At 72.8% G+C, this 23,653-nt stretch carries 11 protein-coding genes and 1 CRISPR repeat array; of the genes, 1 reads left to right on the top strand and 10 read right to left on the bottom strand.

Features of this window, described 5'->3' with window-relative positions:
• The first annotated feature begins 1 nt into the window (after position 1).
• The gene (cas2e, locus tag SALPAC4_RS0119820; RefSeq protein WP_027644896.1) at positions 2-343 is read left to right on the top strand and encodes a type I-E CRISPR-associated endoribonuclease Cas2e; all 342 of its coding nucleotides are present in this window, start codon (positions 2-4) and stop codon (positions 341-343) included.
• Positions 344-361: 18 nt separating this feature from the next.
• Positions 362-1,978: direct repeats of the CRISPR family, unit length 29 nt; unit sequence GTCCTCCCCACGCACGTGGGGGTGCTCCG.
• 565 nt (positions 1,979-2,543) lie between these two features.
• Here the strand turns inward: cas2e and SALPAC4_RS0119825 are convergent.
• The 10 genes from SALPAC4_RS0119825 to SALPAC4_RS0119875 form a co-directional block, all read right to left on the bottom strand.
• On the bottom strand, positions 2,544-3,818 hold the full coding sequence (locus SALPAC4_RS0119825) for a hypothetical protein (RefSeq protein ID WP_019871814.1): 1,275 nt from the start codon (positions 3,816-3,818) through the stop codon (positions 2,544-2,546).
• Positions 3,815-4,330 (bottom strand): cobalamin B12-binding domain-containing protein, encoded by a 516-nt coding sequence (locus SALPAC4_RS0119830; RefSeq protein ID WP_019871815.1) that lies wholly within the window; start codon positions 4,328-4,330, stop codon positions 3,815-3,817. The genes SALPAC4_RS0119825 and SALPAC4_RS0119830 overlap by 4 nt, the downstream gene beginning before the upstream one ends.
• A complete protein-coding gene (locus tag SALPAC4_RS0119835) occupies positions 4,327-6,153 on the bottom strand; it encodes a non-ribosomal peptide synthetase (protein WP_019871816.1) in 1,827 nt (608 codons plus the stop codon). Before SALPAC4_RS0119835 ends, SALPAC4_RS0119830 begins: the two co-directional genes overlap by 4 nt.
• A gap of 31 nt (positions 6,154-6,184) precedes the next feature.
• Positions 6,185-6,391: an MbtH family protein gene (locus SALPAC4_RS0119840; protein WP_019871817.1), complete on the bottom strand. Its 207-nt coding sequence runs from the start codon at positions 6,389-6,391 to the stop codon at positions 6,185-6,187.
• Positions 6,392-6,430: 39 nt separating this feature from the next.
• Positions 6,431-13,720: an amino acid adenylation domain-containing protein gene (locus SALPAC4_RS0119845; RefSeq protein ID WP_019871818.1), complete on the bottom strand. Its 7,290-nt coding sequence runs from the start codon at positions 13,718-13,720 to the stop codon at positions 6,431-6,433.
• On the bottom strand, positions 13,717-18,264 hold the full coding sequence (locus SALPAC4_RS0119850) for a non-ribosomal peptide synthetase (protein ID WP_019871819.1): 4,548 nt from the start codon (positions 18,262-18,264) through the stop codon (positions 13,717-13,719). The genes SALPAC4_RS0119845 and SALPAC4_RS0119850 overlap by 4 nt, the downstream gene beginning before the upstream one ends.
• Positions 18,265-18,382: 118 nt before the next feature.
• Positions 18,383-20,254, bottom strand: a complete 1,872-nt coding sequence (locus SALPAC4_RS0119860) for a non-ribosomal peptide synthetase (protein WP_019871820.1) — start codon at positions 20,252-20,254, stop codon at positions 18,383-18,385.
• Complete coding sequence (locus tag SALPAC4_RS0119865) at positions 20,251-21,162, bottom strand: LLM class flavin-dependent oxidoreductase (protein WP_019871821.1); 912 nt, start codon at positions 21,160-21,162, stop codon at positions 20,251-20,253. Before SALPAC4_RS0119865 ends, SALPAC4_RS0119860 begins: the two co-directional genes overlap by 4 nt.
• On the bottom strand, positions 21,159-22,514 hold the full coding sequence (locus SALPAC4_RS0119870) for a flavin monoamine oxidase family protein (protein ID WP_019871822.1): 1,356 nt from the start codon (positions 22,512-22,514) through the stop codon (positions 21,159-21,161). The genes SALPAC4_RS0119865 and SALPAC4_RS0119870 overlap by 4 nt, the downstream gene beginning before the upstream one ends.
• Positions 22,511-23,638: an aromatic ring-hydroxylating oxygenase subunit alpha gene (locus SALPAC4_RS0119875; protein WP_019871823.1), complete on the bottom strand. Its 1,128-nt coding sequence runs from the start codon at positions 23,636-23,638 to the stop codon at positions 22,511-22,513. The genes SALPAC4_RS0119870 and SALPAC4_RS0119875 overlap by 4 nt, the downstream gene beginning before the upstream one ends.
• Positions 23,639-23,653 lie beyond the last annotated feature (15 nt).

Below are 23,653 nucleotides of genomic sequence, written 5' to 3' on the forward strand. Positions count from 1 at the left end.
CATGGCTTCCCTTGTCGTCCTGGCAACAACGGCCGTACCCGATCGTCTACGCGGTGCACTCAGCCGCTGGATGATCGAAGTGACACCCGGCATGTTCGTCGGAACCCTCTCAGCCAAAGTCCGCGACGAGCTATGGAACGCAGCAAGCAGCGTCGTCGGCGACGGCGCCGCCGTCCTCATCCACCCAGACGACACCGAACAAGGCTTCTCCCTACGGACCGCAGGAGAACGCAGACGCCGCCCGGTCGACTTCGACGGCCTTACCCTGGTCGCGATGAGCCCCCAAGAGCACCAAGGCAACCCTCCCACCCCGGACGAGAGAATCTGGCCGGACGGCTGGTAAAACCGCAGGTCAGGAAGTGTCCTCCCCACGCACGTGGGGGTGCTCCGCTGATCCTCGGCGGCCTCGCCGACGCCAAGGAGTCCTCCCCACGCACGTGGGGGTGCTCCGGCGAGCGCCAGAGTACCGGCTGCTGCATGCCGGTCCTCCCCACGCACGTGGGGGTGCTCCGCTACTGCTACTTGTCTTGGCCAACCGTACGGAGTCCTCCCCACGCACGTGGGGGTGCTCCGCCGGCCTCGCCGGCGCGCTGGAGGACTGCGACGTCCTCCCCACGCACGTGGGGGTGCTCCCTCGACACATCACAAAAAGAGGCGATGTCCAACGTCCTCCCCACGCACGTGGGGGTGCTCCGACGCCGCGTGGGCAGCACGGGGCAAACAGTCCGTCCTCCCCACGCACGTGGGGGTGCTCCGGTCATCAGGACCACGGGTGACGGGGCGACCGTGTCCTCCCCACGCACGTGGGGGTGCTCCGCATCGACCGGGCCTGACAGCCCACAAGTCCACGTCCTCCCCACGCACGTGGGGGTGCTCCGGAAACCCACAGTTGGGCGGCCCGTAGGAACGGGTCCCCCCCACGCACGTGGGGGTGCTCCGCCCCGCTACCCGCAGCCCGACGACCCGCGCGTGTCCTCCCCACGCACGTGGGGGTGCTCCGCTCGATGCCAACGCACCGAAGGCGTTGCGGGTGTCCTCCCCACGCACGTGGGGGTGCTCCGTCGGGCGCGGTGTGCCGAGTGTGGGTGCCCAAGTCCTCCCCACGCACGTGGGGGTGCTCCGGTGTGTGCCTTCGCGGCACCCGTAGCCGCGGTGTCCTCCCCACGCACGTGGGGGTGCTCCGTGCTGGTCCAGCCAGGTCGACGCGCCGCGCTCGTCCTCCCCACGCACGTGGGGGTGCTCCGATCCGGGGGATGACGCTCGTCGGCGCGTATGTGCCCTCCCCACGCACGTGGGGGTGCTCCGGGCTCGACACCCGCACCAACCAACCATCAGAAGTCCTCCCCACGCACGTGGGGGTGCTCCGGGGAACGCGGCGGCGAGGGCGTCGGTGTCGAAGTCCTCCCCACGCACGTGGGGGTGCTCCGCCGGCTTCGTGCCGCTCGGAAGCTGGCTTCGCGTCCCCCCCCACGCACGTGGGGGTGCTCCGGCCATCGGCTACGCCTCCACCGTCGTCTCCTCGTCCTCCCCACGCACGTGGGGGTGCTCCGGACCCGAAGGCCATCAGCTTCCCGGTGGATATGTCCTCCCCACGCACGTGGGGGTGCTCCGCGGTGGGAGTTTGAGCGGGCCGTGCTGGCGTCGTCCTCCCCACGCACGTGGGGGTGCTCCGCCGAACGCGCCGGACCCGGCCACAGCCGCCACGTCCTCCCCACGCACGTGGGGGTGCTCCGACGGCATTAAGGCCGTCCTCCTGGAGCTGCTCGTCCTCCCCACGCACGTGGGGGTGCTCCGTCCGGCGGGGCGCTGGCGGGCACCGGTGCCGCGTCCTCACCACGCACGTGGGGGTGCTCCGGCCGCTCAAAGACCACCGCCGCCTTACTCGCCGTCCTCCCCACGCACGTGGGGGTGCTCCGGCACCTCCCGGAACTAGCCGGGGCTCACCATCCGTCCTCCCCACGCACGTGGGGGTGCTCCGATTTCCGAGCGCGGAGCGTCCAGGCCGAATGTGTCCTCCCCACGCACGTGGGGTGCTCCGGAGTGGCCGTACGCCAGGGCGGCGCGGTGGACAGTCCTCCCCACGCACGTGGGGGGCTCCGCGTCGCCCGGCTCGGGTTCGCCGAGAGCGTCCGTCCTCCCCATGCACGTGGGGGTGTTTCGGGCGTATGCGGGGCCTACGCAACGGCGGTGCAGTCCTCCCCACGCACGTGGGGTGTTCCGCCGAGCGGGACCAGGCCCTCACCGCTGCCCACGTCCTCCCCACCCGCACGTGGGGGTGTTCCGCGTTCACGGTGAAGGCCGCAGACTTGATGGCCGTCCTCCCCACACAGGGTTTCTGGAGGCGACACATGATCGAGCCTGTGCAGATCTGCTGGGCGCCGGCGGGTGAGAGCATGCCGTCGCTGGGCTCCCACGCCCTGGCCGCCGCGCCGATGGCTCTGCGGACTTCTGCACCCGCGGTCCAGCCACCGCCGGATCGGACTCGCCTGAATCGCTCACCTTATCGGTGGCAGGTCCGCGGTGGTGCTTGGTCCTGCCACCGATCAGCGAACGGCCACAGTCGAGTCGAAGCGGTCCGCCACGTAGTTCAGCATGCTGGTCAGCTCCTGTGCGCCGACCGCATGCCCGGCCGGACGTGGCCCGTCGATCGGTAGGGAGCCGACATGGGCCCACTCCAGCCGTCCGTCGGGGCCGACCCGGCTCCTGGTCCGGCCCTGAGTGTCCGGGTGCAGGCAGTACGGAATGTCCAACAGGCCGCGCCGGAAGGCGATGTGCAGGGCGATGCCCAGGTCCGGGTCGAGTGACCGGACCGTGTCGATCATCGTGCGGGCCTCTTCGTACAGCCCGGACTCTGACGGCGCCCAGGGGTGGCGGCCGGCGGCCCGCATCTGCTGGGAACACCGGACCTCGCGCTCGGCCCGTTCCACGGCCGCGACGTTGTCGGCGACGTCCGGGATCCGGACCGACTCCATGACTGTCTTGACGATGAGCCGCTCGGCGCCGCCGAAGACGGCGATCCGGGCGCTCTCGTCGAGCAGGGCGGAGGAGCCGGCCCGGGTCCGGGGGAAGACGCCCATGTACGTGTACAGGACGACGTGGACGTCAAGGTCCGGCAGCAGCTCGCCGATCAGGCGCCGGAGGGCGGCCAGGGCTTCCAGGTCCTGTTCGGGCTGGGTCTGCTGGGCGTAGCTCAGTGAGATGCTCGGCACCCGATGCTGGGCGAAGAACAGGCCTTCCAGTACGGCGATGGCCACCAGCAGCGATGGCGGGCACATCTGCCCCAGCATGCAGCCGCCGAAGCTTTCCAGGTGGGCCGGTCGTTCCGGCGTGGACATCTCGGCCAGCCGGTCGCATGCGGCCGACCACTCGTTGACCGCGGACCGCAATGGGGTGCGGCCGTACGGTAGGCAGTAGGAGACCGGTCCGCCCTCGGTGGCGTCCAGCCCGATCCGTGCCATGGCTTCGATGATGTGCCGGGGCCGCGCTGAGCCGTGCCGGATCTGGATCGGGAATCCGGGCCGGTACACCTCGGACAGCATGGACCTGGTGGTGTCGTCGGGATGAGTGCACAGCGGGTAGCCGTTGAGGCGGGTCCGGGTCCGCACGGCGGTACGGGCGCTGTGCAGGTCGCCGACGCGGGTGTAGCTGTCGAGTGTGATCGTGCCAACCGTGGTCGCCCGGGCGTCCCGGACCGCGACCAGTCCCGCCCGCATGGCTGATGGCTCGGCGAAGCCCATCCGGGGCTGGACGACCACCAGACCGGCCCGCCGAGTGTTGTGGATCGCGCCGGCGAAGCCAGTCTCCGGTGGTGCTGTCATCGCGCGCCTTCCAGTTCGCGGCCGGCAGCAGTAGCGGCAGTGGCGGCGGCAGCGGCAGTGGCGGCGGCAGTGGCAGTGGCGGTGGCAGGGGCAGGGGCGGCGGCACGGGTCTCGGCGAGCAGCCGCATCAGCTTTGGCAGGTCGTCCTTCTCGAGGACGGCGGTCACCCCAGCGGCCCGCAGCGCGGGCGCGTGGTCGGCGTTCGGGTTCCCGGCGGTGCCGAGCAGCCCACCAACGATGATCGGCATCGCGTCGTGCCGGGGGTCGTGGCGCACCACCGCGGCCGCCCGGGCCGCGTCGGTGTGGCCGTGCCCGTTGACCGAGCTGATCACCAGTGTGTCGGGCCGCAGCCGGACGCAGGTCTCGGTCAGCAGGTCGTCCGGGACGCACGGCCCGAGGTTGGTGACCTCGTGGCCGGCCTCCTCGAGGGCGAGCTGCAGGTACATGAGGTTCCAGGTGTGGGCGTCGGACGACGTGCCCGTCACCAGCACGTGCAGGCGGCGCAGGGTCACGACGGACGCCCACCGATCAGGGCCGCCAACTCGGCCGGAGTGCGGTGCTCGAAAACGTCCACATAGGTCAGCTCGGCGTCGAACCGCCGGTACACCTTCGAGATCAGCCGGGTGGCCTTAAGAGAGTCGCCGCCCGCGTCAAAGAAGTCGTCGTTCACGCCGCACGGGGCGCCCAGGACGGCGGAGCACAGGTCGGCCAGCTCGGTGGCGACCGGGTCGACCTCGGGCGTGGCGGGCGCGGTGTCATTGCTGGAGATCATGCTGAGGTTCACCTTTCCGTTCGGGAGCAGCGGGAGCCGGTCGGCGATGCGCAGGGTCGCGGGTACGAGGTAGCTGGGCAGCCGCCCGGCGAGCCAGGTGCGGATCGCGGCGGCGTCCGGGGCGGTGCTGGGGTCGAGCGGGACCACCCAGGCGGTGAGACCGCTCGGGCCGTCGGGGCCGTCAACCGGGGCCACGGCCGCGACGTGCAGCTGCGGGTGGGCGCAGAGGGCACGTTCCACCTCCTCGGGCTCGACGCGTAGTCCCCGGATCTTGATTTGCCGGTCGCGGCGGCCCAGGTAGTCGAGCCCGCCGTCCGGCCGTTCGGCGACCAGGTCGCCGGTGCGGTAGTAGCGGCCGGTGCCGTCCGGGCCGGGACCGAACCGGGCGGCGGTCTCCTCCGGCTTGCCGGCGTAGCCGAGGCTGAGCGACGGTCCACCGACGAGCAGTTCGGCGGTGCCGTCCTGGTCCGGCAGGAGGATCTGTTGCACGTGGTCCAGGGGGGTGCCGATCGGCACCCGGTCGCTGGGCCCGATCCGCCGGCCGAACCCGCCGCCCAGCTCGGCGGCGTGGGTGACGAGCACCGTCTCGGTCTGCCCGTACGTGTTGAGCAGCCGGATCCGGTCGGGGGCGCGCCTGGCCCAGGTCCGTACCTGGGGCGCCCGAACCTCCTCGCCGCCGATGATCACCAGCCGGAGGTCGCCGAGCAGCGTCGCCGTCGCCGCCGGGGTCTCGTCGGCCTCATCGAGGAATGCCACCAGTTCGTACCAGAAGGCCGTGGGCAGGTCGATGACGGTGATCCGGTGGCGCCGGACCGCGCTCAGCAGGGCGGGCACGGATCCGCTGGTCGCGGCCGGGTCGATGACGAGGGTGGCTCCGGACAGGAACGCCGACCAGATCTCCTCGCCGCTGGTGTCCCAGCTCAGGGAGGCGAAGCTCAGCACCCGGTCGCCCGGGCCGGTGCCGCACAGCCTGATCAGCGAGGCGGCCGCCGCGTACAGGGCGCCCTGCGACACCCGGACGCCCTTGGGGTCCCCGGTGGAGCCGGAGGTGTGAATGACGTACACCGGGTTGTCGGGGTCCGTGACGTCGTCGGCCAGGCCTTCGCCGGACCGCAGAGCTGAATCGATGTGCAGGAATTCCACCGAGAGGCTGTGCGGGAAGCCCATCAGGGCGTCGCACTGCCCGATGACCGTCCGGACACCGCTGCCGGCGATCATCCGTTCGAGTCGGGGAGCGGGCTGGGCCGCGTCGAGCGGCGTGTAGGCCGCGCCGATCCGGCCGAGCGCCAGCAGGCAGAGCAGGCTCTGCCGGGTGCGTTCGGCGGCGACGCCGACCACATCGCCGCGGCCGATCCCGTGGCGGCGCAGGGACCCGGCGAGCATCCCGGCCTGGGACCACAGTTCGTGGTAGGTCAAGGTTCCGTCCGGGTCGACGAGGGCGGGGGCGCCGGGCCACAGCGTCGCCGAGCGGCGCAGCGCCGCGACGATGGTGCCGGGGCTCGGCCCCCGGTCGGGCACCGGCTCGGCGGCGGCCGGGCCGGTGCGGGAGTAGGTCGCTGTCATGGCGTGTCCCTGTGGTCGGAGGCGGCGGGGATCAATTCGTGGCTGCCTGCTGGCGCTGCCGGAGGCTCAGCGGCCGCATGTCGGTCCAGAGGGTCTCGATCCGGTCCAGGCAGGTCTGCTTGGGACCGCGGGTCCCCTCCTCCCGCCAGCCCGGTGGGGCGGGGCGGGTGGCCGGCCAGATCGAGTACTGCTCCTCGTCATTGAGTACGACCTTGAACTGTTCGTCGGTGTCGGACACGGCTTCGCCTTTCTCGGAGGTGACGCGAAACGGTGGATGTCAGTGCCGGCGAGCGCCGTCCGCCGTGCCCAGTGCTTCCACGCAGGCGTTGACGACGGTGGGACAGCGGTCGGTGGTGAGCATGGTGGCGTGGATGCCTGGCAGCTGGATGGTTCGCGGCGCCGCGGACCGGCCCAGCAGCTTCCGCCACCCGGCCGCGTACGGGCCGTAGGCGGTGTGCGAGGTACCGGAGGGGCGTTCGGGCGTGGCGTCGGTGCATTCGGCCGAGACCACGAACTGGGTACGCACCGTCGACTCGTCCGGCAGCGGGAGTGGGCGGTACTCGGCGAAGGCCGCCAGCATCTGGCCGCAGGCGCGCATCGGCAGGGCGTCGCCGAGGCTGACCTCGCCGGCCGAGTATCCGGCGTCTTCCAGCAGCCGGGTCAGTTCGGCCCGCAGCCGGTCGCCTTCCGGATCGCCGGCGGGCAGCCGGAGGATCCGCTCCGCGAGGTCCGCGCCGCGCAGGTAGCTGTCCCGGGCCGGCCGGTGCAGGTCGATGGTCCGGGCCACCTCGGGCAGGGTGGGTTCGAGCAGGATCAGCTGGACCGGTTCGCCGAGCCGGTCCAGCTGCCGCGCCAGCTCGAAGGCGATGGTGCCGCCGAGGGACCAGCCGACCACGACGTACGGGCCCTCCGGCTGCACCAGTCGCAGGTCGGCCAGATACCCGGCGGCCATGTCCTCGATGGTCTCCGCGGGTGCCTCCCGCCCGTCCATGCCCAGCGGCTGGAACGCGTGCACCGGGTGCGCCGTGGGGAGGGCACGCGTCAGGGGCAGGTACCAGGCGACGCCGCCGCCGCTCGGGTGCACGCAGAACACCGGGCGCCCGTCGCCCGCGGCACGTAGGGTCACCACCGTCCGCGTCGTGCCGGTGTGCCCGGCGCCGAAGACGGTGTCCAGCACCGGGGCGTACGCATCGTCGCGGCTCCGCGCGATCGCGCGCATGGCCTGTCCACGGACGGTCGGTTGCTCGAAGACGTCCTTGGGTGAGATCTCCACCCCGGCCCGGCGGCAGGCGCCGGAGAGCTGGATGACGGAGATCGACGTACCGCCAAGGTCGAAGAAGTTGTCCTCGATCCCGACCCGGTCGGTGCCCAGGACCGTGGACCACAACTCGGCCAGCAGCTGCTCGCCGGGGGTGCGTGGCGCCTGGTACCGGTCCTCGAGTTCCGGTCGTCCGGACGTCGGGCCGGGCAGTGCCGGGTGGTTGACCTTGCCGTGCGGCGTGAGGGGGAAGGCGTCGAGGGCTACCCACTGGTTCGGCACCATGAACTCTGGCAGTTGCTCCGCGCAGAACCGGCGCAGCGCCGACACGGTGACCGGCGGGTGGTCCTCGGCCGGGATGAACCAGCCGACCAACTGCTCGTCGCGGACCAGCACCACCGCTTGTTTCACCCCAAGGTGCTCGGCGATGCGGGTCTCGATCTCGCCCAGCTCGATCCGGTAGCCGCGCAGCTTGACCTGGTCGTCGACCCGTCCGACGAAGTCGAGGAGCCCATCGCCGCGCCACCGCACCAGGTCGCCGGTGCGGTACATCCGCGCGCCCGGCTCGCCGGCCGGGTCGGGCAGGAACTTTTCGGCGGTGAGGACGGGCCGGCCGAGGTAGCCGCGGGCGATGCCGTCGCCGCCGATGAAGAGCTCCCCGACGGCCCCGACCGGAACCGCCTCGAGCCACGCGTCGAGAATCTGGAGCCGGGTCTCGCCGAGCGGGCGGCCGAGCGGCAGTGGGCTGTCCCCAGCCAGCTCCCCGGCATCGCGCACCGGGTGCACCACCCGCCCGATCACCGTCTCGGTCGGCCCGTAGTGATTGATGACCTCGGCGTCCGGGCGCAGCTCCAGCAGCTGCCGCACCAGAGCCGGGTCCAGCGTCTCGCCGCCGACGACCCAGCCGCGCGCCGCCGGTGGCTGCCCCTGGCCGGTCCAGTGTCCGACCAGGTGGCGCAGGTGCGACGGGGTGAGCCGGATGTAGTCGTACGCCAGCGGCCCGGATAGTTCCTCGGCCAGCTCGGCCAGGGTCGCATCGGCTGGCATCAGGGTGACGCCGCGACCGGACACCAGCGGCTCGAAGAGGGCCGACATGGTCAGGTCGAAGCCGACCGACGAGTGCGCCAGGGTGCCGCGCCGTCCGGCAGTCGGATAGTTCGCGGCCGCCCAGGAGAGGTAGCGCACGAACCCGATGTGCTCCACCGCGACGCCTTTCGGCTGCCCGGTCGACCCGGACGTGAAAATCGAGTAGGCCAGGCTGCGGGGGTCGACGGTCACCTCGGGGCGTTGGTCCGGCATCGTGGTGAGCCGGTCGGCCACCCGGTCCAGCGCCACCACCGGCACGTCGCCGAAGACCTCGGTCCCCGGTAGGCCCCCACTTTGCCGGGTGCGGGTCAGGACCAGCGCGGGTGTCACCGTGCCGGCGATTCGGGTCAGCCGGGCCATCGGGTAGGCCGGGTCCACCGGGATGAGGTAGCCCCCTGCCTTGAGGACGGCGAGCATCGCGACCACGAGGTCCGGGCTCCGGTCCAGCAGGAGCAGCACCGGTGTCTCCGGGCCGACCGGCGGTGCCCCCAGCGCCCCGGTGTGCAGGGCGTGGGCCAGGCGGTTCGCCTGGGCGTCGAGGCCGGCGAAGGTGAGGCTGCTGTCGGCGGTGCGCAGCGCGGTCCGCCCCGGGGTCCGGTCGGCCTGCGCCTCAACGAGCTGGTGCACCGTACGGTCGTCGCCGATGTGCTGCTCGGAACGCCCCCACCGGGACGTGCGTACCGTGTCGCTCTCGGACGTGATGGCCAGGCGGGTGACCGCGATGTCCGGGGTACGGACGGCTGCGGCGAGCAGATTGGTCAGCGATGTCACGAGCCGTTCGGCGGTGCCGGGCAGATAGAGGTCATCGGCGTACTCGAGGACGCCCTCCAGCGCCGAGCCGTCGTCCAGCACGGTCAGGACGAGGTCGAACTTGCAGGTCGTGACCGGTACGGGTACGGGTTCGAGGTCCACGTCGCCGGCGCTGCGGCCGGCCGGCTCCTGGCTGCTGAAGCTGTACATGATCCGGAACAGTGGCCCGCTGCCGGCGCCGCGGTCGACGACCAGATGCTCGAACGGGAGCTCCTGGTGGGCCAGGGCGTCCGTGGTCCGGGCGTGGGTGCGGCGCAGCAGTTCGTGGAACGTCGGGGCGCCGGACAGGTCACCCCGCAGGACCACCGTGTTGACCAGGCAGCCGACCAGGTTGTCCAGCCGCGGGTCGCCGCGCCCGAACACGGTGCTGCCGAGCACGACGTCGTCGCCGCCGGTGATCCGGTACAGCAGGGTCTGCAGGGCCGAGAGCACCACGGTGGACACCGTGGTACCGCACCGGCGGGCCAGCGCGCGGATGCCCTGGATCTGCCGCGGTGCCAGCGCGAATTCCACCGCGCCGCCACCGCCGCCGGGCGTGGCCGGGCGCGGGAGGTCGCCGGGGACCTCGGTGGCGACGGCGCCGGTCAGCTCGGTGCGCCAGAAGTCCAGCTCCGCCGCGTACCGCCCGCGCTGCGCGGACTGGCGCTGCCAGACCGCGTAGTCGGCCTGCGCAAGGGCCGGCTCGCCGAGCTCGGGTTCACGGTGCCCGGTGTCGGCCGCGTACAGCTCGGTGAGGTCGCGCTGGATCAGGTCCATCGACCAGGCGTCAACCGCCACGTGGTGGGCGGTCAGCAGCAGGACGTGCTCCCGCTCATCAAGGCGCCACAGCACGGTGCGCAGCGGGTGCTCGGTCGCGAGGGCGAAACCGAGGGCGGCTTCGGCCAGCAGGAGCTGCGCGAGGTCCGTGCCCGGTGCGGCATCGCGCTCGTCGAGTGTCGCGCCGCATCCGGCGGCGTCCGCGACCTGGACCGGCATCCCGTCCGGGCCGGGGTAGATTCGGGTGCGCAGCATCTCGTGGCGGTCGACCACCCGGTTCAGCGCGCGGCGCAGCGCCCCCCGGTCCAGCGGGCCGATCAGCCGCAGCGCCAGCGGCACGTTGTAGACGCTGTCGCCGCCGGTCACCTGATCTGCCAGCCAGATCGACTCCTGCATCGGCGACAGGGGCAGCGGCTCATCCCGGGGCACCGGGGCCAGGTCGACGGCGTCATCACCGGTGGACGCCTCGGCCGCGAGTTCCGTGGCGACGGCGGCGACGGTCGGGGCGGCCAGCAGCCGCCGCAGGGAGAAGCCGGCGCCGAACTCGTCGCGGATCCGGGCGAGGAGCCGGAAGGCGAGCAGCGAGTGGCCGCCGAGTGCGAAGAAGTTGTCGCTGACCGCCACCTCCGGCAGGCCGAGCACCTCGGCGAAAGCGGTGCAGAGGAAGCGCTCCCGGTCGTCCCGCGGCGGGCGGGCGGCGCTGCGGGTGCCGTAGTCCGGCGCGGGCAGCGCGGCGCGGTCGAGCTTGCCGTTCGGTGTCGTGGGGAAGTCCGGCACCGGCACGATCACCGCCGGGATCATGTAGTCGGGCAGCGTCCGGGAGAGCTCTGTGCGCAGCGCGTCGGGGTCGACCGGGCCGTCCGGGATCACGTACGCCACCAGTCGCAGGTCACCGGGGCGGTCCTCGCGGACGACCGCCGCGGCCCGGCGCACCGGACCGGCGTCGAGCAGCGTCGTCTCGATCTCTCCGAGCTCGATCCGGAATCCGCGGAGCTTGACCTGGTGGTCGGTGCGGCCCAGGTACTCCAGGTCGCCTGCGGCGGACCAGCGGACCAGGTCGCCGGTGCGGTACATCCGGGCACCGGGCGGGCCGAACGGGTCGGGCAGGAACTTCTCGGCCGTCAGTCCGGGCCGGTTCCAGTATCCGCGGGCCAGCCCTTCTCCGGCGATGTGGAGTTCACCGAGGACCCCGATCGGGGCGGGGCGCAGGTTCGCATCCAGGACGTACACCTGGGTGTTGTCGATGGGCACCCCGATGGACCCGCGGCGGGTGCTGCCCTCGCTGGCCGGGCCGCTGGTAGACCAGATGGTGGTCTCCGTCGGTCCGTACATGTTGGTGACCTCGGCGCCGGCGTCGCGTAGCCGGCGGGCCAGTTCGGCGGGGAGCGCCTCGCCCCCGACCAGGACCCGAATTCCGGCCAGCGCCGGTCCGGACAGCTCCGGTGCGAGGGCCTGCCACAGCGTCGGTGTGGCCTGGGCCAGGGTAACCCGGTGGCGGCCGGCGAGGTCGATCAGTGCCGCCGGGTCGCGGGCGGTGTCCGCGTCGGCGAGCACCACGCCGGCGCCGGAGCGCAGCGGCAGGTACAGCTCCAGGCCGGCGATGTCGAACGAGGTGGTGGTGGTGGCCAGGACCCGGTCATCGGTGGTGAGGGGGAACCGTTCGGCCATGGCCGTCAGGAAGTTATCGAGCGCGGCCCGGGTGATCACCACACCTTTTGGCCGGCCGGTCGATCCCGATGTGTAGATCACGTACGCGGCGTGTCCGGCGGGGACGGCGGGCAGCTCCGTGGCGGGATAGCCGCCGGTGTCGGTCTCCTCCAGGACCACGAGCCCGGTGCTGTCGTCCGGGCCGAGCCGCTCGGCCGTGGCGGTGTCGGTCACCACCAGCACCGGGCGGGCGTCGGACAGCAGGTAGGCGATCCGCTCGAGCGGGAAGTCCGGGTCGATGGGCAGGTACGCGGCCCCGGCCTTGATGACGGCGAGCAGGGTGACGAGCAGATCGGCGGACCGCGGGAGCAGCACGGCCACGAACGTCTCGGCGCCCGCGCCCCGCTCCATCAGGAGCCGGGCCAGCCGGTTCGCCCGCTCGTCGAGCTCGCGGTAGCTGAGTGTCCTGTCCCCCTCGATCACGGCGACCGCACCGGGTGTGCGGCGGCACCACTGCTGGAAGCGTTCGCCAAACGACGCGGCGGGCAGCGGCCGGGCGGTGTCGTTCCACGTACGCAGGACGGTGTGCAGCTCGTCCGCGTCCAGCAGGTCCACCTCGGAGACCAGCCGGTCGGGCGCCCCGGTCAGCCCGGCGAGCAGGCTGCGGAACTGGCCGGCCAGTTGTTCCGCGGCCGCCGGGGTGAACAGGTCCGCGGCGGCCACCAGGGTGACGGCGAGGCGTTCGCCGTCGTCCAGGACGCTCAGGTCAAGGTCGCACTTGGCGAGAGCCACGTCGACCGGCTGCTCGGTGCCGGCCGCCGCGCCGAACGTCAGCGCCACGGCGGTCGGTTCGGTCCCGGCCATCGCCTGCACCAGCGGCTGGCTGCCCGCGACGCGGTCCCGGCGCAGCTCGCGGACGAGCCGGTCGAACGGGATCTGCGGGTGGGCGAAGTCGTTGCGCGAGCCAGCGACCGTACGGCTCAGCACCTCGTTGAAGCCGGGCCGGCCGGTCAGCTCCAGCCGGACCGGTACCACCCCGGCGAAGAGGCCGACCACCGATTCGAGGTCGGTACGCTCGCGACCGGCGACCGGTACGCCGACCGCGAAGTCGTCCTGGCCGGTGAGCCGGTGCAGGAACGTGCCGTACGCGGCGAGCAGCACGGTGAACGGTGTGGTGTCGTGGGCTGCGGCCAACCGGCGGACGGCCGCCGCGGTGGCGGCGGGCAGTTCCCGCCGGACGCTGTGGGCGCGCCAGTCCCGGTCTGCCGGGCGCTGCCGGTCGCCGGGAATCTCCAGGTCGGGCAGCCCGGCGAGCCGCTGCCGCCAGTACCGGAGCTGGTCGTCCAGGGCACCGTCGGCGAGTCGCCCGTGCTGCCAAGCGGCGACGTCACGGAAGGCCGGTGCCGCCACGCCCGCCGGGAGTTCGCCGGTGTAGGCGCGGGCCAGGTCGGCGAGGAGCAGGCCGCCCGACCAGCCATCCAGGACGAGGTGGTGGACGGTGACGAGCAGGACGTGTTGCCGGGCGGAGACCCGGTGGAGCCAGGCCCGCAGCAGCGGCCCGCGTTCCAGGTCGAAGGGCTGTTCGGCGGCGGTACGCAGCGCCTGCGGCAGCTCGGCCTCGGTGACGTCGATGACCGGCAGCGCGACCGGTGCCGCGGGAGCGGTCTGCTGGACTGGTTCGCCGTCCGGCCCGAGTTGGAACACGGTGCGTAGCGCCTCGTGCCGGGCCGTCACCGCGTCCAGCGCCGCGCGCAGCGCGTCCACGTCGAGCGGGCCGGTCAGCCGGACGGCGAGCGGCACGTTGTACAGCGGCGTCCCCGGCCGCAGTTGTTCGGAGAACCAGATGCCGGCCTGTCCCGGCGCCAGCGGCACGGGTCCCGGCGGCTGGACCGGTAGGCCGCCGCCGTGCGCCGCGCCCTGGCGCAGACGGGTGCCTGCGCGAGCGATCCGGGCCCGGACCGCCTCCAGGCGCGGGTCCGTCTCGGCGCGAGGCAGCTCTTCGATGGTCATGCGGTGCCTTCCTGCGTGTCGGAGACGAGGGCGCCCAGGACGGATTCGGCGACGGCGGCCACCGTCCGGGTGGCGTACAGCTCGGTCAGGGAGAACTCGATGTCGAAGCTCTCGCGGAGGCGGGCGACGAGCTGGGTCGCGCGCAGGGAGTGCCCGCCCAGGTGGAAGAAGTCGTCGAACACCCCCGGCGGGTCCGTCTGCAGGACCGCGGCGAACAGGTCCGCGACGAGCTGCTCCAGGTCGTTGCGGGGCTCCGTACGGCCCGTACCGCGCAGGCCGTTTCGCCGCGGATCGGGCAGGGCCTGCCGGTCCACCTTTCCCGCCGTGGTCAGCGGCAGCCGGTCGAGTTCGACGAAGAGGGCCGGGACCATGTACGACGGGAGCGTCGCGGAGCAGAAGCGGCTCAGGGCGGCGGCGTCCAGGCGGTGCCCGGCGTCCGGCACCACGTAGCCGACCAGGACGCGTTCCGCGCCAGGCTCGGGTGCGAGATGGTCGACGACGGCCGCCGTCTCCACCCCGGGCGCCACCGCGAGCCGGGCCGCGACCTCACCCGGCTCCACCCGGTGGCCGCGGATCTGCACCTGGTCGTCGGCCCGACCCAGGAAGTCGAGGCGCCCGTCGGCCCGGGCCCGAACCAGATCGCCGCTGCGGTACATGCGTTCGCCGGGGACCACCGGGTCGGGTAGGAACCGCTCGGCGGTCAGCGCGGGCCGCCCGAGGTACCCGCGGCTGAGGCACCCGCCGATGTACAGCTCGCCGGTCGTGCCGGGTGGCACCGGCCGCAGGGCGTCGTCGAGCACGTGCACCCGCGTGCCGTACCGAGGGCCGCCGATACCGACGACCTCCGCCTGCGCCTCCGCCAGGGTGACATCGACGGCGGTGGCGGTGATGGTCGCCTCGGTCGGGCCGTACGTGTTCACCAGCCGGCACCGCGGAGCCCACGCGAGCCAGCGTCGGGCGACGTCACCGGATACGGCCTCACCGCCGAGAACGAGCAGCCGGAGCAGGTCCGGCGGCGGCGCGTCGCCGAGGCGGTTGACGACGGCGGACCAGTAGGCGGGCGGCAGTTCCGCGACGGTCACCGTCGTGCGTCGCAGCAGCTCCGGGAACTCCTCCGGCTGCCACAGCTCGTCCGGGCGCAGCACCACCGTGGCGCCCACCGTCAGTCCGGGCAGCAGTTGTTCGAGCGAGGCGTCGAACGAGTGGCTGGCGAACTGCAGGACGCGGTCGGCGGCGGTGAGCTCGTACGCCGCGGCCATCGCCCGGCAGTGCCGCGTCAGCATGCCGTGCAGCCCGATGACGGCCTTGGGCCGGCCGGACGTTCCCGAGGTGTAGATGAGGTACACCGGCTGTTGGACATCCACTGCGGGCAGCGGGCCCGCGCCGGCTTCCGGGCCGGCGACCGGGACCGGTACGACGCCGTCGGGCAGGGTCAGGCCGCCGTCCACGACGGCGAACCTGGTCCCGGAGTCGAGCAGGAGAGCGCGTTTACGGTCGGCCGGCAGGACTGGGTCGACCGGCAGGTAGGTGCCGCCGGCGCGGAGCACTGCCAGCAGGGCGACCACCGAGTCGACGCCGCGCGGCAGGTGCACGGCCACCGGCTGCTCCGGCCGCACGCCGAGGGCGACCAGCCGCCGGGCCAGGTCTCCGGTCCGCTCGGTCAGTTCCGCGTAGGTGAGCCGGCCCGCGCCGCAGACCACGGCTGTGGCCGAGGGGGTGCGCGCCGCCTGCTCGGTGATCAGGTCATGGATCGGGCGGTCCGGTTCGTCCGTGGGTGTCCGCGTGTCCCACGGGAGTATCGCGGAACCGCCACCGTCCAGTTCGCTTACCCGGATGCCCGGGCTGGCGGCGGTCTGTTCCAGCACGGCCAGGAAGCGGGCGGCCAGTTGCTCGGCCGCAGCGGTGGTGAACAGGTCGGTGGCGTACTCGATCGTCGCGCTCAACCCGCCTTCCGCGTCCAGCTCCAGGTCAGCGGTGAGGTCGGCGGAGGCGCTGAGCCGGGGGAGCGCGGCATCGCGGACAGTCAGGCCGGCGACGGCCACCGGCGTCCGGTCCACGTGCCGCACGTCAAACAGCACGGTGAACGGACTCTCGGCCGGCAGGTCACCCCGGCGGCGCAGCTCGGCCAGTAGTCCCTCCACCGAGCAGCCGGGGACCGCCCGGCCCACTGCCGACCGGACCCGGCCTCGGGAGTACCGGTGGGTGTCCAGGTCGCCGGTGCGGACGGTCTCGATCAGGGACAGCATCGTCGGGTCCGCGGACAGGTCGACCGGGCGCGGGACGGTGTCGACGAAGAAGCCTGCGACGGTTTCGCCGTCCGCGTGCAGGCGGTCGGCCAGCGGCGTGCCGACACACGTGCGGGGGGTTCCAGTCCAGCGGGACAGCAGCGCGTGGAAGCAGGCCAGCAGAACCACGTTCGCGGTGGTCCGTGAGCTCGCCGCCAATCGGCGCAGCGCCGCCGTGGTGCCGTCCGGGACGGTGATGGTGAGGGTGGCGCCGCGCCCGGTCCGCGCCGCGGCTCCGGGGATATCAACTGGCAGCTGCGGTGCGACGGCTTTGGCGAGCCGGCGGCGCCACCAGTCGAGCCGCTCCGCGGCCGGCTCGGCTTCCTCGGCCACTCGGGCCAGGGTGAAGTCGCGGAATGACACTGGTTCCGGCAGGGCCGGGCCGTCCCCGCTGGCGGCCTCCCGGTACAGGTGCAGCAACTCGTCGCGCAGGACGTCGAGCGACTGGCCGTCGGCGGCGACGTGTGCGACCGACAGCAGCAGCACATGCCGGTCATCTCCGGTGCGGACCAGCAGGACCCGGGTCAGTGGCCCGGCGGCGAGGTCGAACGGACGGGCGAGCTCGTCCGCCAGCCGGTCCGTCAGCACGGCGGCCGGGTCGGCCGCGCTCCGGAGGTCGGCGTACCGGGGGATGATCGCGGCCGGGCGGCGTGCTGTCCAGTGCGGCCGGCCGCCCGCGCCGGCGACGATGCGGGCGCGCAGGGCCTCGTGCCGGGAGACCAGCCCGGTCAGCGCCTCGGTCAGGGCGGCCCGGTCCAGCGGGCCGTCCAGCGAGAGGGCCAGGGGACACGCGTGCTCGGCGGAGTCCGGCCGCAGCTGGTGTGCCGTCCACATTCGCTGCTGACCGGCGGTCAGGGCGAAGTCCGCAGGCGCCGGGCGCCGGGACGGGACCAGGCCGAGCGGTGCCAGCAGCCGCAGGGCAGCAGACGGCGCAACGGCGAAGACGTCCACCCCGGCGTCGGCGTCGGCGGCCACCGCCGCGAGCCCGCGCGTCAGCGTCTCGCTCAGGGCCTCGATGCCGGCGGGGTCGAACAGCCCGGAGTCATACTCCAAGAACGCGGTCATCGCGCCGGCCTCGTCGGCGACGTCAAGCAGCAGGTCGAACTTGGCGGTTGCCCGGGGCACCGTGACCGGCTCGACCGAGACTCCCGGGAGGTCCAGTGTCTCGCCCACCGCGTTCTGGTAGTTGAAGCCGACCTGGAACAGGGCGGTCCCGGTCGGGGTCCGCCGCGGGCACACCCGGCGGACCACCTGGTCGAAGGGGATGTCCTGGTGGGCGTAGTTGTGCAGTGCGGTCCGGCGGGTGTCGGCCAGTAGGGCGGTGAACGAGCTGCCGGGCACGACGCGGACCCGTTGCACCACCGTGTTCACCAGGTAGCCGACGACGTCCTCGCTGCCGGGAACCGACCGGGTGGCGACCGGTGAGGTCACCGCGACGTCCGGGCTGCCGCTCCAGTCGCTCAGGGTGGCCTGTAGCGCCGCGAGCAGCACAATGTAGACCGACGAGCGGGACGTCCGGGCCAGCGCACGGATGCCGGCCGCCGTACTGGCCGGGATGACGAAGTGGATGGCGGCACCCGCGCCGCGGTGATGCCGGTGACGGGGCCGGTCGGTGGGCACGGCCAGGTGCCGCAGCCCGGCGAGCCCGTCCGCCCAGTACCGCAGGTGCTTCTCGGCGTCGAGCCCGGCCAGGCGTTCGTTCTCCTGCCGGACCAGGTCCGGATAGTCCAGCTCCGGCCCCGTCCAGGCTGCCCCCTTTTGGTACGCCGCGCCGAGGTTGCGCAGCAGGATGCCGGTGGACCAGTCGTCGAAGACGATGTGGTGGACGTTGAACACCAGGACCGCGTCGTCGGGACCGAGGCGCAGCAACTGGGCCCGCGCGAGGGGCCCGTTCGCCAGGTCCAGCGGCTGCCAGCCGAACCCGGCGGCGGCGGTCCGGGCCGCCTCGACGGTGCCGCCGGTCAGGTCGACGATATCGAGGTCGAACGGGGCGTGCGGGTCGATCTCGTGCCACGGCTCGCCGTTCTCGTCGACCGGGAACCGGGCGCGCAACGCGGCGTGCTGCCGGGCCAGTGCGTCCAGGGCGGTCCGCAGCCGCTGCTCGTCGAGCGGGCCGCGCAGGCGAACCGCCACCGGGACGTTGTAGGCGGGGGCCGCGTCCTCGAAGATCTCGGCGAACCAGATGCGCTGCTGCCCGGCGGTCAGGGGCAGGCGGCCAGCCTGCTCGGTCTCCGGCGGCGTCACGTTCCGCGTGGTCATCGACTCACCTGCTCGGCGGGCGCGTGCCGGCGCCACCACTGTCGGTGGCTGATGCCGGTCTTCGCCAGGGCGGTCACGGTCACGTCGTCCTCCTCGTGCGGGAAACGGGCGTGGCAGGTCAGTGGGCAGGGTCCTCGACCGCGGCGGCGAGACCGGCGACCGTGGGCTGTTCGAGCAGGTCGAAGTAGGTGAGCCGGACGCCGTGCGCGCGCTGGATCGCGTGCAGGGCGCGCGCGGCGAGCAACGAGTGCCCGCCCAGTTCGAAGAAGTCGTCGTCGGCGCCGATCGGATCGACCTTCAGCAGCTCGGACCAGATCCCGGCGATGCTGGTCTCCAGCTCTCCCTGCGGTGCCCGGAAGGCTGCGGTGCAGCTGCGGCCCGCCACGGCGGGTCCGTGCAGCGCGGACCGGTCGACCTTGCCGGTCGGCCCCAGCGGCAGCTCGTCCAGGGCGGTGACCGTGTGCGGGATCTGGTAGGCCGGCAGCGTGTCGCGGAGCCGGTCCTGCACGTGCGCGACGAGGGCCGGACCGGCCGGCGCGTCCGGGGCGGTGACCACGAAGGCCTGCAGCCGCTTGGTGCCGTCGTCGGCCTGCGCGACGACCGCTGCCTTGCTGATCTCCGGTAGCCGGGTCAGGGCGGCTTCGACCGCGCCGGGTTCCACCCGGAACCCCTGGATTTTGACCTGCTGGTCGGCCCGGCCGAGGAACGTGAGGGTGCCGTCCGGTTCCCAGCGGGCCAGGTCGCCGGTGCGGTACATGCGGACCGGGGTCGCGTCCGGTCCGGGCAGGTTCCGGAACCTCTCGGCGGTCGCGTCCGGGCGGCCCAGGTAGCCGCTGGCCAGGCCTTCGCCGAAGGCGTACAACTCGCCATCCTCGCCCACCGGGACCGGCTGGTGCCCGGCGTCCAGCAGCGCCACGCCGGTCCCGCTGACCGGCCGCCCGATGGGGACCGGCCCGTTGATGGCGGCCGGGCCGCGCACCGTCCAGCAGGTGGTGAAGGTGGTGTTCTCGGTCGGACCGTAGCCGTTGGTGAAGGTGAGGTGCGGGTGCGCCGCGAGCAGACGACCGACGAAGTCGGGCGACAGGACGTCCCCACCGGCGAGCAGGTGCCGCAGGCCGCCGAGGGCGTCGAGCCGGGTGTCGACCATGTGGTGGAAGAAACCGGCCGTCAGCCACAGCACGCTGACCTGCTCGTCCGCCAGGACCTCGGCGAGCGTGTCGGGGGTGGTGCGGCCGGCTGGGTGGATCGCCAGCCGGCCCCCGAGGGTCAGCGGGGTCCAGATCTCCAGCGTGGACGCGTCGAAGGCGACCGGCGCGAGTTGCAGGAACACGTCGTCCGCGGTGAACGACGCCCAGTCCGGCTGCTGCACCAACCGGGCGACCGCGCGGTGCGGGACGCACACGCCCTTCGGCTCGCCGGTCGACCCCGAGGTGTAGCTGACGTACGCCCGGTCGTCCGGGGTGACCGGGGTGGCGGGCGCCGGGTCGGTGACCGGTTCGGCGAGGAGCTGGTCCAGGTCGGCTATCGGTGCACGGCAGGCGCCGGTGGTGCCAGGCAGGGACGGGTCGGCCAGCAGCAGCACCGGGTCCGCGTCCGCGACGAGGGCGGCGAGGGCGGCCGGCGGGGCGTCGTGGTCGAGGACGAGGTACGCGCCGCCCGCCTTGAGGATGGCCAGCAGCGCGACGATCAGCCGCGGGGACCGTTCGGCCAGCACCGCGACCACCCGATCCGGTCCGGCTCCGCGCTTGACCAGGTGTGCGGCGAGCGCGGTCGCGAAGGCGTCCAGTTCGGCGTACGTCAGCCGGTCCGCGTCGCTGGACACCGCCACGGCGTCCGGGGTGCGGCGGGCCGCCTCCGCGACGAGATCGTGGATGCACCGGGCGGGCGCCGCTGCGGCGGGGTGCCCGCTCCACGAGCGGATCGGCTCGGGCCAGGGGCTCGGGTCGGCGCTGCGCGGCTCAGCCGGACGAGCCGGCGACGTGACGGTCATACTGCTCTCCGATCGTTGTCGGGCGGGCCGGCGTCGAGCCAGCCGGTCAGTTCCTTGGGGGATCGGCGCCAGGGGTCGAACGCCTCGATGCGCCAGGTCGCACCGGCGGCGGCCAGCAGGCCGGTCCGGTCGGCGGCCTGCCCGGTGCCGGGCCGGCTGCGGTCCAGGGCGACCACCTCGTACGGGCGGTCCGGGGGCTGCTCGGGTGCCAGTTCGGCCAGGCGGCTCAGAATGGCCGTCAGCTCCGCCGGTTCCGGGCCGCGCAGCTGCCCGTGGTCGTCGCGGACCATGGGGGCGACGCCGTCGAGTCGGGCGGCGCGGCGCAGCGCTCCGGTCTGTGAGGCGGGCCAGGTGGCGGCACTCCAGACGGTGACGGCCGGGTGGCCGTGCCGGTCGGTGCCGCGGGGCGTCGGCAGGAAGGTGGCCCGGTCGACCCGGTAGTGCTCGCCGGTGTGGCTGAACTCGGTCCCGCGCCACAGGCCGGAGAGCACGCGCAGCGCCTCGTCGAGTTTCGCGGCCCGGGTCCGCGGCCCGGCGGGTTCGCCGAACGCCGCGAAGTCGAGGTCCGGTTCGGCGCCCAGTCCGGCCCCGAGCACCAGCCGCCCGGCGGACAGGTGGTCGAGTGTCGTCGCCTCCCGGGCCACCTTCCACGGCCGGCGCCGGGCCAGGGGGGTCATCAACGGGCCGCTGCGTAGCCGGGTGGTGCGGGCGAGGATCGCGGTGACGACGGTCCACGCGTCGGCCATCGGGAGGCGCAGTTCACGGGCGAACATCAGGTGGTCCCAGAGGAACAGTCCGTCCCAGCCGGACTCCTCCGCGCGGACCGCGACGTCGACCAGCCGTGCCGGGTCGGCGTAGTAGCCGGCGTTCGGGAGCAGGAGACCGTGCCGGACGCCCGGAGCGCTCACCGCGGTACCTGTTCGCCGGATCCGGCCGGGCGGGGGATCCGCTGGACGAGAGCGTTCGCCGAGCGGACGGCGCCCTCGAGGTGGCCGAAGAAGTACGGCGAATGCTCTGCACCCACCCGGTGCAGGGGACCGCCCGGGTCGCCGGGGGATCCGGCGTCGAGCCAGGCGCCGGGATGTGGCACCGCCGCGTAGCAGCCCTGGACCCACGGCTGCCGCTGCCAGTCCTGCGCGGTGACGTGCACGGGAGCCAGGGCCGGGGGCCCGAACCAGTCCGCCAGCCGGGCCGTGAGGCCTGCCCAGGTGATCCGGCCGGCGCGGTAGGCCCGGGCTTCCGCCCCGGTCAGGAATCCGACCAGGACACCGAGGCCGTCGCGCCCGTTGGAGTCGTCGACCAGGAAGCGCAGCGGTGCCCGGTCCGCGGTGACCCAGCCGCTGAGCCCGCTGTCGCGCCAGAACGGCGTCCGGTAGACCAGGTGGATCTTCACCACCGAGCCGCCGGTGGATGCCGGCACCGGCGAGGCGGCCACGCCCGGGATCGCCACTTCGACAGCTCGTTCCGGTGCCGGTCCGATCGCCAGGACGACCCGGTCGCAGTCGGCGACAAAGCCGTCGGCCTCCACCCGGATCCCGCCGGTGGTGCCGCAGATGCGGCGGACCGGGCGACCGGTCCGCACCGGGCGGTCCAGCCGGGCGGCGAGCCGCTCGCTGAGTCCGGCGGCTCCACCGGCCAGGCGGAACTCCTGGGCGCCGCCGGCGAAGGCGGTGAGGAAGTCGAGACCGCCGCCGGATTTGACGTAGAAGAGGAAGTGGAGCAGGGACACCTCATCCGGCTCCGAGGCCAGCATCTCCCGCACGATCTGCTCGATCAGCAACGTGGTTGCGGAGGTCATCCGCTCGGTGCTCAACCACTCGTGCACGGTGGTCCGGTCCTGCCGCTCCGCGTCCGGTGACGAGCCGGGCGAGTGGAGGTCGACCGCCTCGGTCAGCTCTTCGATGCGGTCTAGGGCGAGGCCGAGGGCCAGGGCGTTGAAGGGCGCGTCGGCGTCGTCCCGGTACCGGCGACCGGACAGGTCGAACAGTGCGGCGCCGGGGGCGACAGTCCGCTGGAGCGGCACGCCCAGCCGGTCGGCCAGCTGCCGGACCTCGGTGTGCCGGTTCCCGAGGTAGGCACCGCCGCAGTCCAGTTCGAGTCCGAGCGGCGCCGCTTCGGTGCGGGTGCGTCCACCCAGCCGGTCGGATGCCTCCAGGACCTCGACATCGTGCCCGTCCGCGGCGAGCGCCTCCGCGGCGCACAGACCGGACAGACCCGCCCCGACGACGACGATGCCGGTCCGGATTCGCGTACCGCTCACCGTTCGATCCATAGCGGACGAAGCTGGCTGTCGTTGCGGTACGCGTCGGCCAAGGCCCGTACGAAGGTGTGGAGCTCCTCCTCGTGCGAGGCGAGCGGGCCGGCGACGTACCGCGGATCGGAGACGCCCCGCTGGGTGGACGAACAGGCGTCCCAGTCCTGCTGATTGGTGGTCTTCCAGAAATCGATCGCATAGTCCGGCGTAAACCCGGTGCTGGTCAGCAGTTCTTCCGGAAAGAACCATTCGCAGATTACCCGGGTGCGATCCGCGGCGACCGGGTCGAGGCGGTGGGTGACCACGTAATCGTGCATCGCGGTGACGAAAAGTCCGGGTAGCACCGCGTGGTAGCAGACCTGTCGTGCCCGGTTCTCGTCGAGCTCAGGAAACGTCCACTCCGGGCCCTTTCCGTCGAGGGACATGCTCGCCGCGGAGTTCTTCAGATCAAGGGAACCGCCGAGCCACATCCCGGTGCTGGCGAATCCCTCGCCGTTAACGGTTCGTTGGACCTTGCTGAGTTCGGGATGCGTGCTGGGGCAGTGGTAGCACTCCAGGTAGTTCTCGACGAGGAGCTTCCAGTTGGCGTGGACGTCGTACACCTCGGTGCCGACCTGTTTGAGGGTGCCGAGGTGATAGGGCGCGAGAATGTCGGTGAGATTGCCGAGGGATTCGCCGAAGTCGTCCGCGTCCCCGGAGTGGTTGACGAACAGCCATCCGTTCCATTCGGCGGATCGGACCGGAAGTAGGCCCATGCCCTGCGGGTGTCGCTCGGCGGCGTCCTCGAACCGCGGCGCCCGGCGCAGGTCGCCGTCCAGCCCGTAGACCCAGGCGTGGTAGGCGCACCAGACCTGGGCGCGCCGGACCGTGCAGGTGGGGGCGACCAGCTCGTGCCCACGGTGGCGGCAGGCGTTGACGAAGACGTTCACCCCGTCGCCGGTGCCGGTGATCAGGATGTTGCGCCCGGCCGACATGACGGCGGCCTGGGTGCCCTTCTCGGCGAACTCGGCGATCCGGCCGACCGGCAGCCAGCCCTGCCCGAAGAATCGCTCCAGCTCCCAGGCGAAAATGTCTTCCGACGTGTAGGCGAGACCAGGTAAACCGCGTGCATCCTGGATGTCGACTATCATTCGATTGGTTGTTTC

The organism is Salinispora oceanensis, from assembly GCF_000383575.1.
GTDB lineage: Bacteria > Actinomycetota > Actinomycetes > Mycobacteriales > Micromonosporaceae > Micromonospora > Micromonospora oceanensis.

Excerpts from the sequence above, each read along its gene's own strand:
- SALPAC4_RS0119875 (WP_019871823.1), bottom strand. The coding sequence starts at position 23,638 with ATGATAGTCGACATCCAGGATGCACGCGGTTTACCTGGTCTCGCCTAC.
- SALPAC4_RS0119835 (WP_019871816.1), bottom strand. The coding sequence starts at position 6,153 with ATGACAGCGACCTACTCCCGCACCGGCCCGGCCGCCGCCGAGCCGGTG.
- cas2e (WP_027644896.1), top strand. The coding sequence starts at position 2 with ATGGCTTCCCTTGTCGTCCTGGCAACAACGGCCGTACCCGATCGTCTA.
- SALPAC4_RS0119850 (WP_019871819.1), bottom strand. The coding sequence starts at position 18,264 with ATGACCACGCGGAACGTGACGCCGCCGGAGACCGAGCAGGCTGGCCGC.
- SALPAC4_RS0119860 (WP_019871820.1), bottom strand. The coding sequence starts at position 20,254 with ATGACCGTCACGTCGCCGGCTCGTCCGGCTGAGCCGCGCAGCGCCGAC.
- SALPAC4_RS0119845 (WP_019871818.1), bottom strand. The coding sequence starts at position 13,720 with ATGACCATCGAAGAGCTGCCTCGCGCCGAGACGGACCCGCGCCTGGAG.
- SALPAC4_RS0119825 (WP_019871814.1), bottom strand. The coding sequence starts at position 3,818 with ATGACAGCACCACCGGAGACTGGCTTCGCCGGCGCGATCCACAACACT.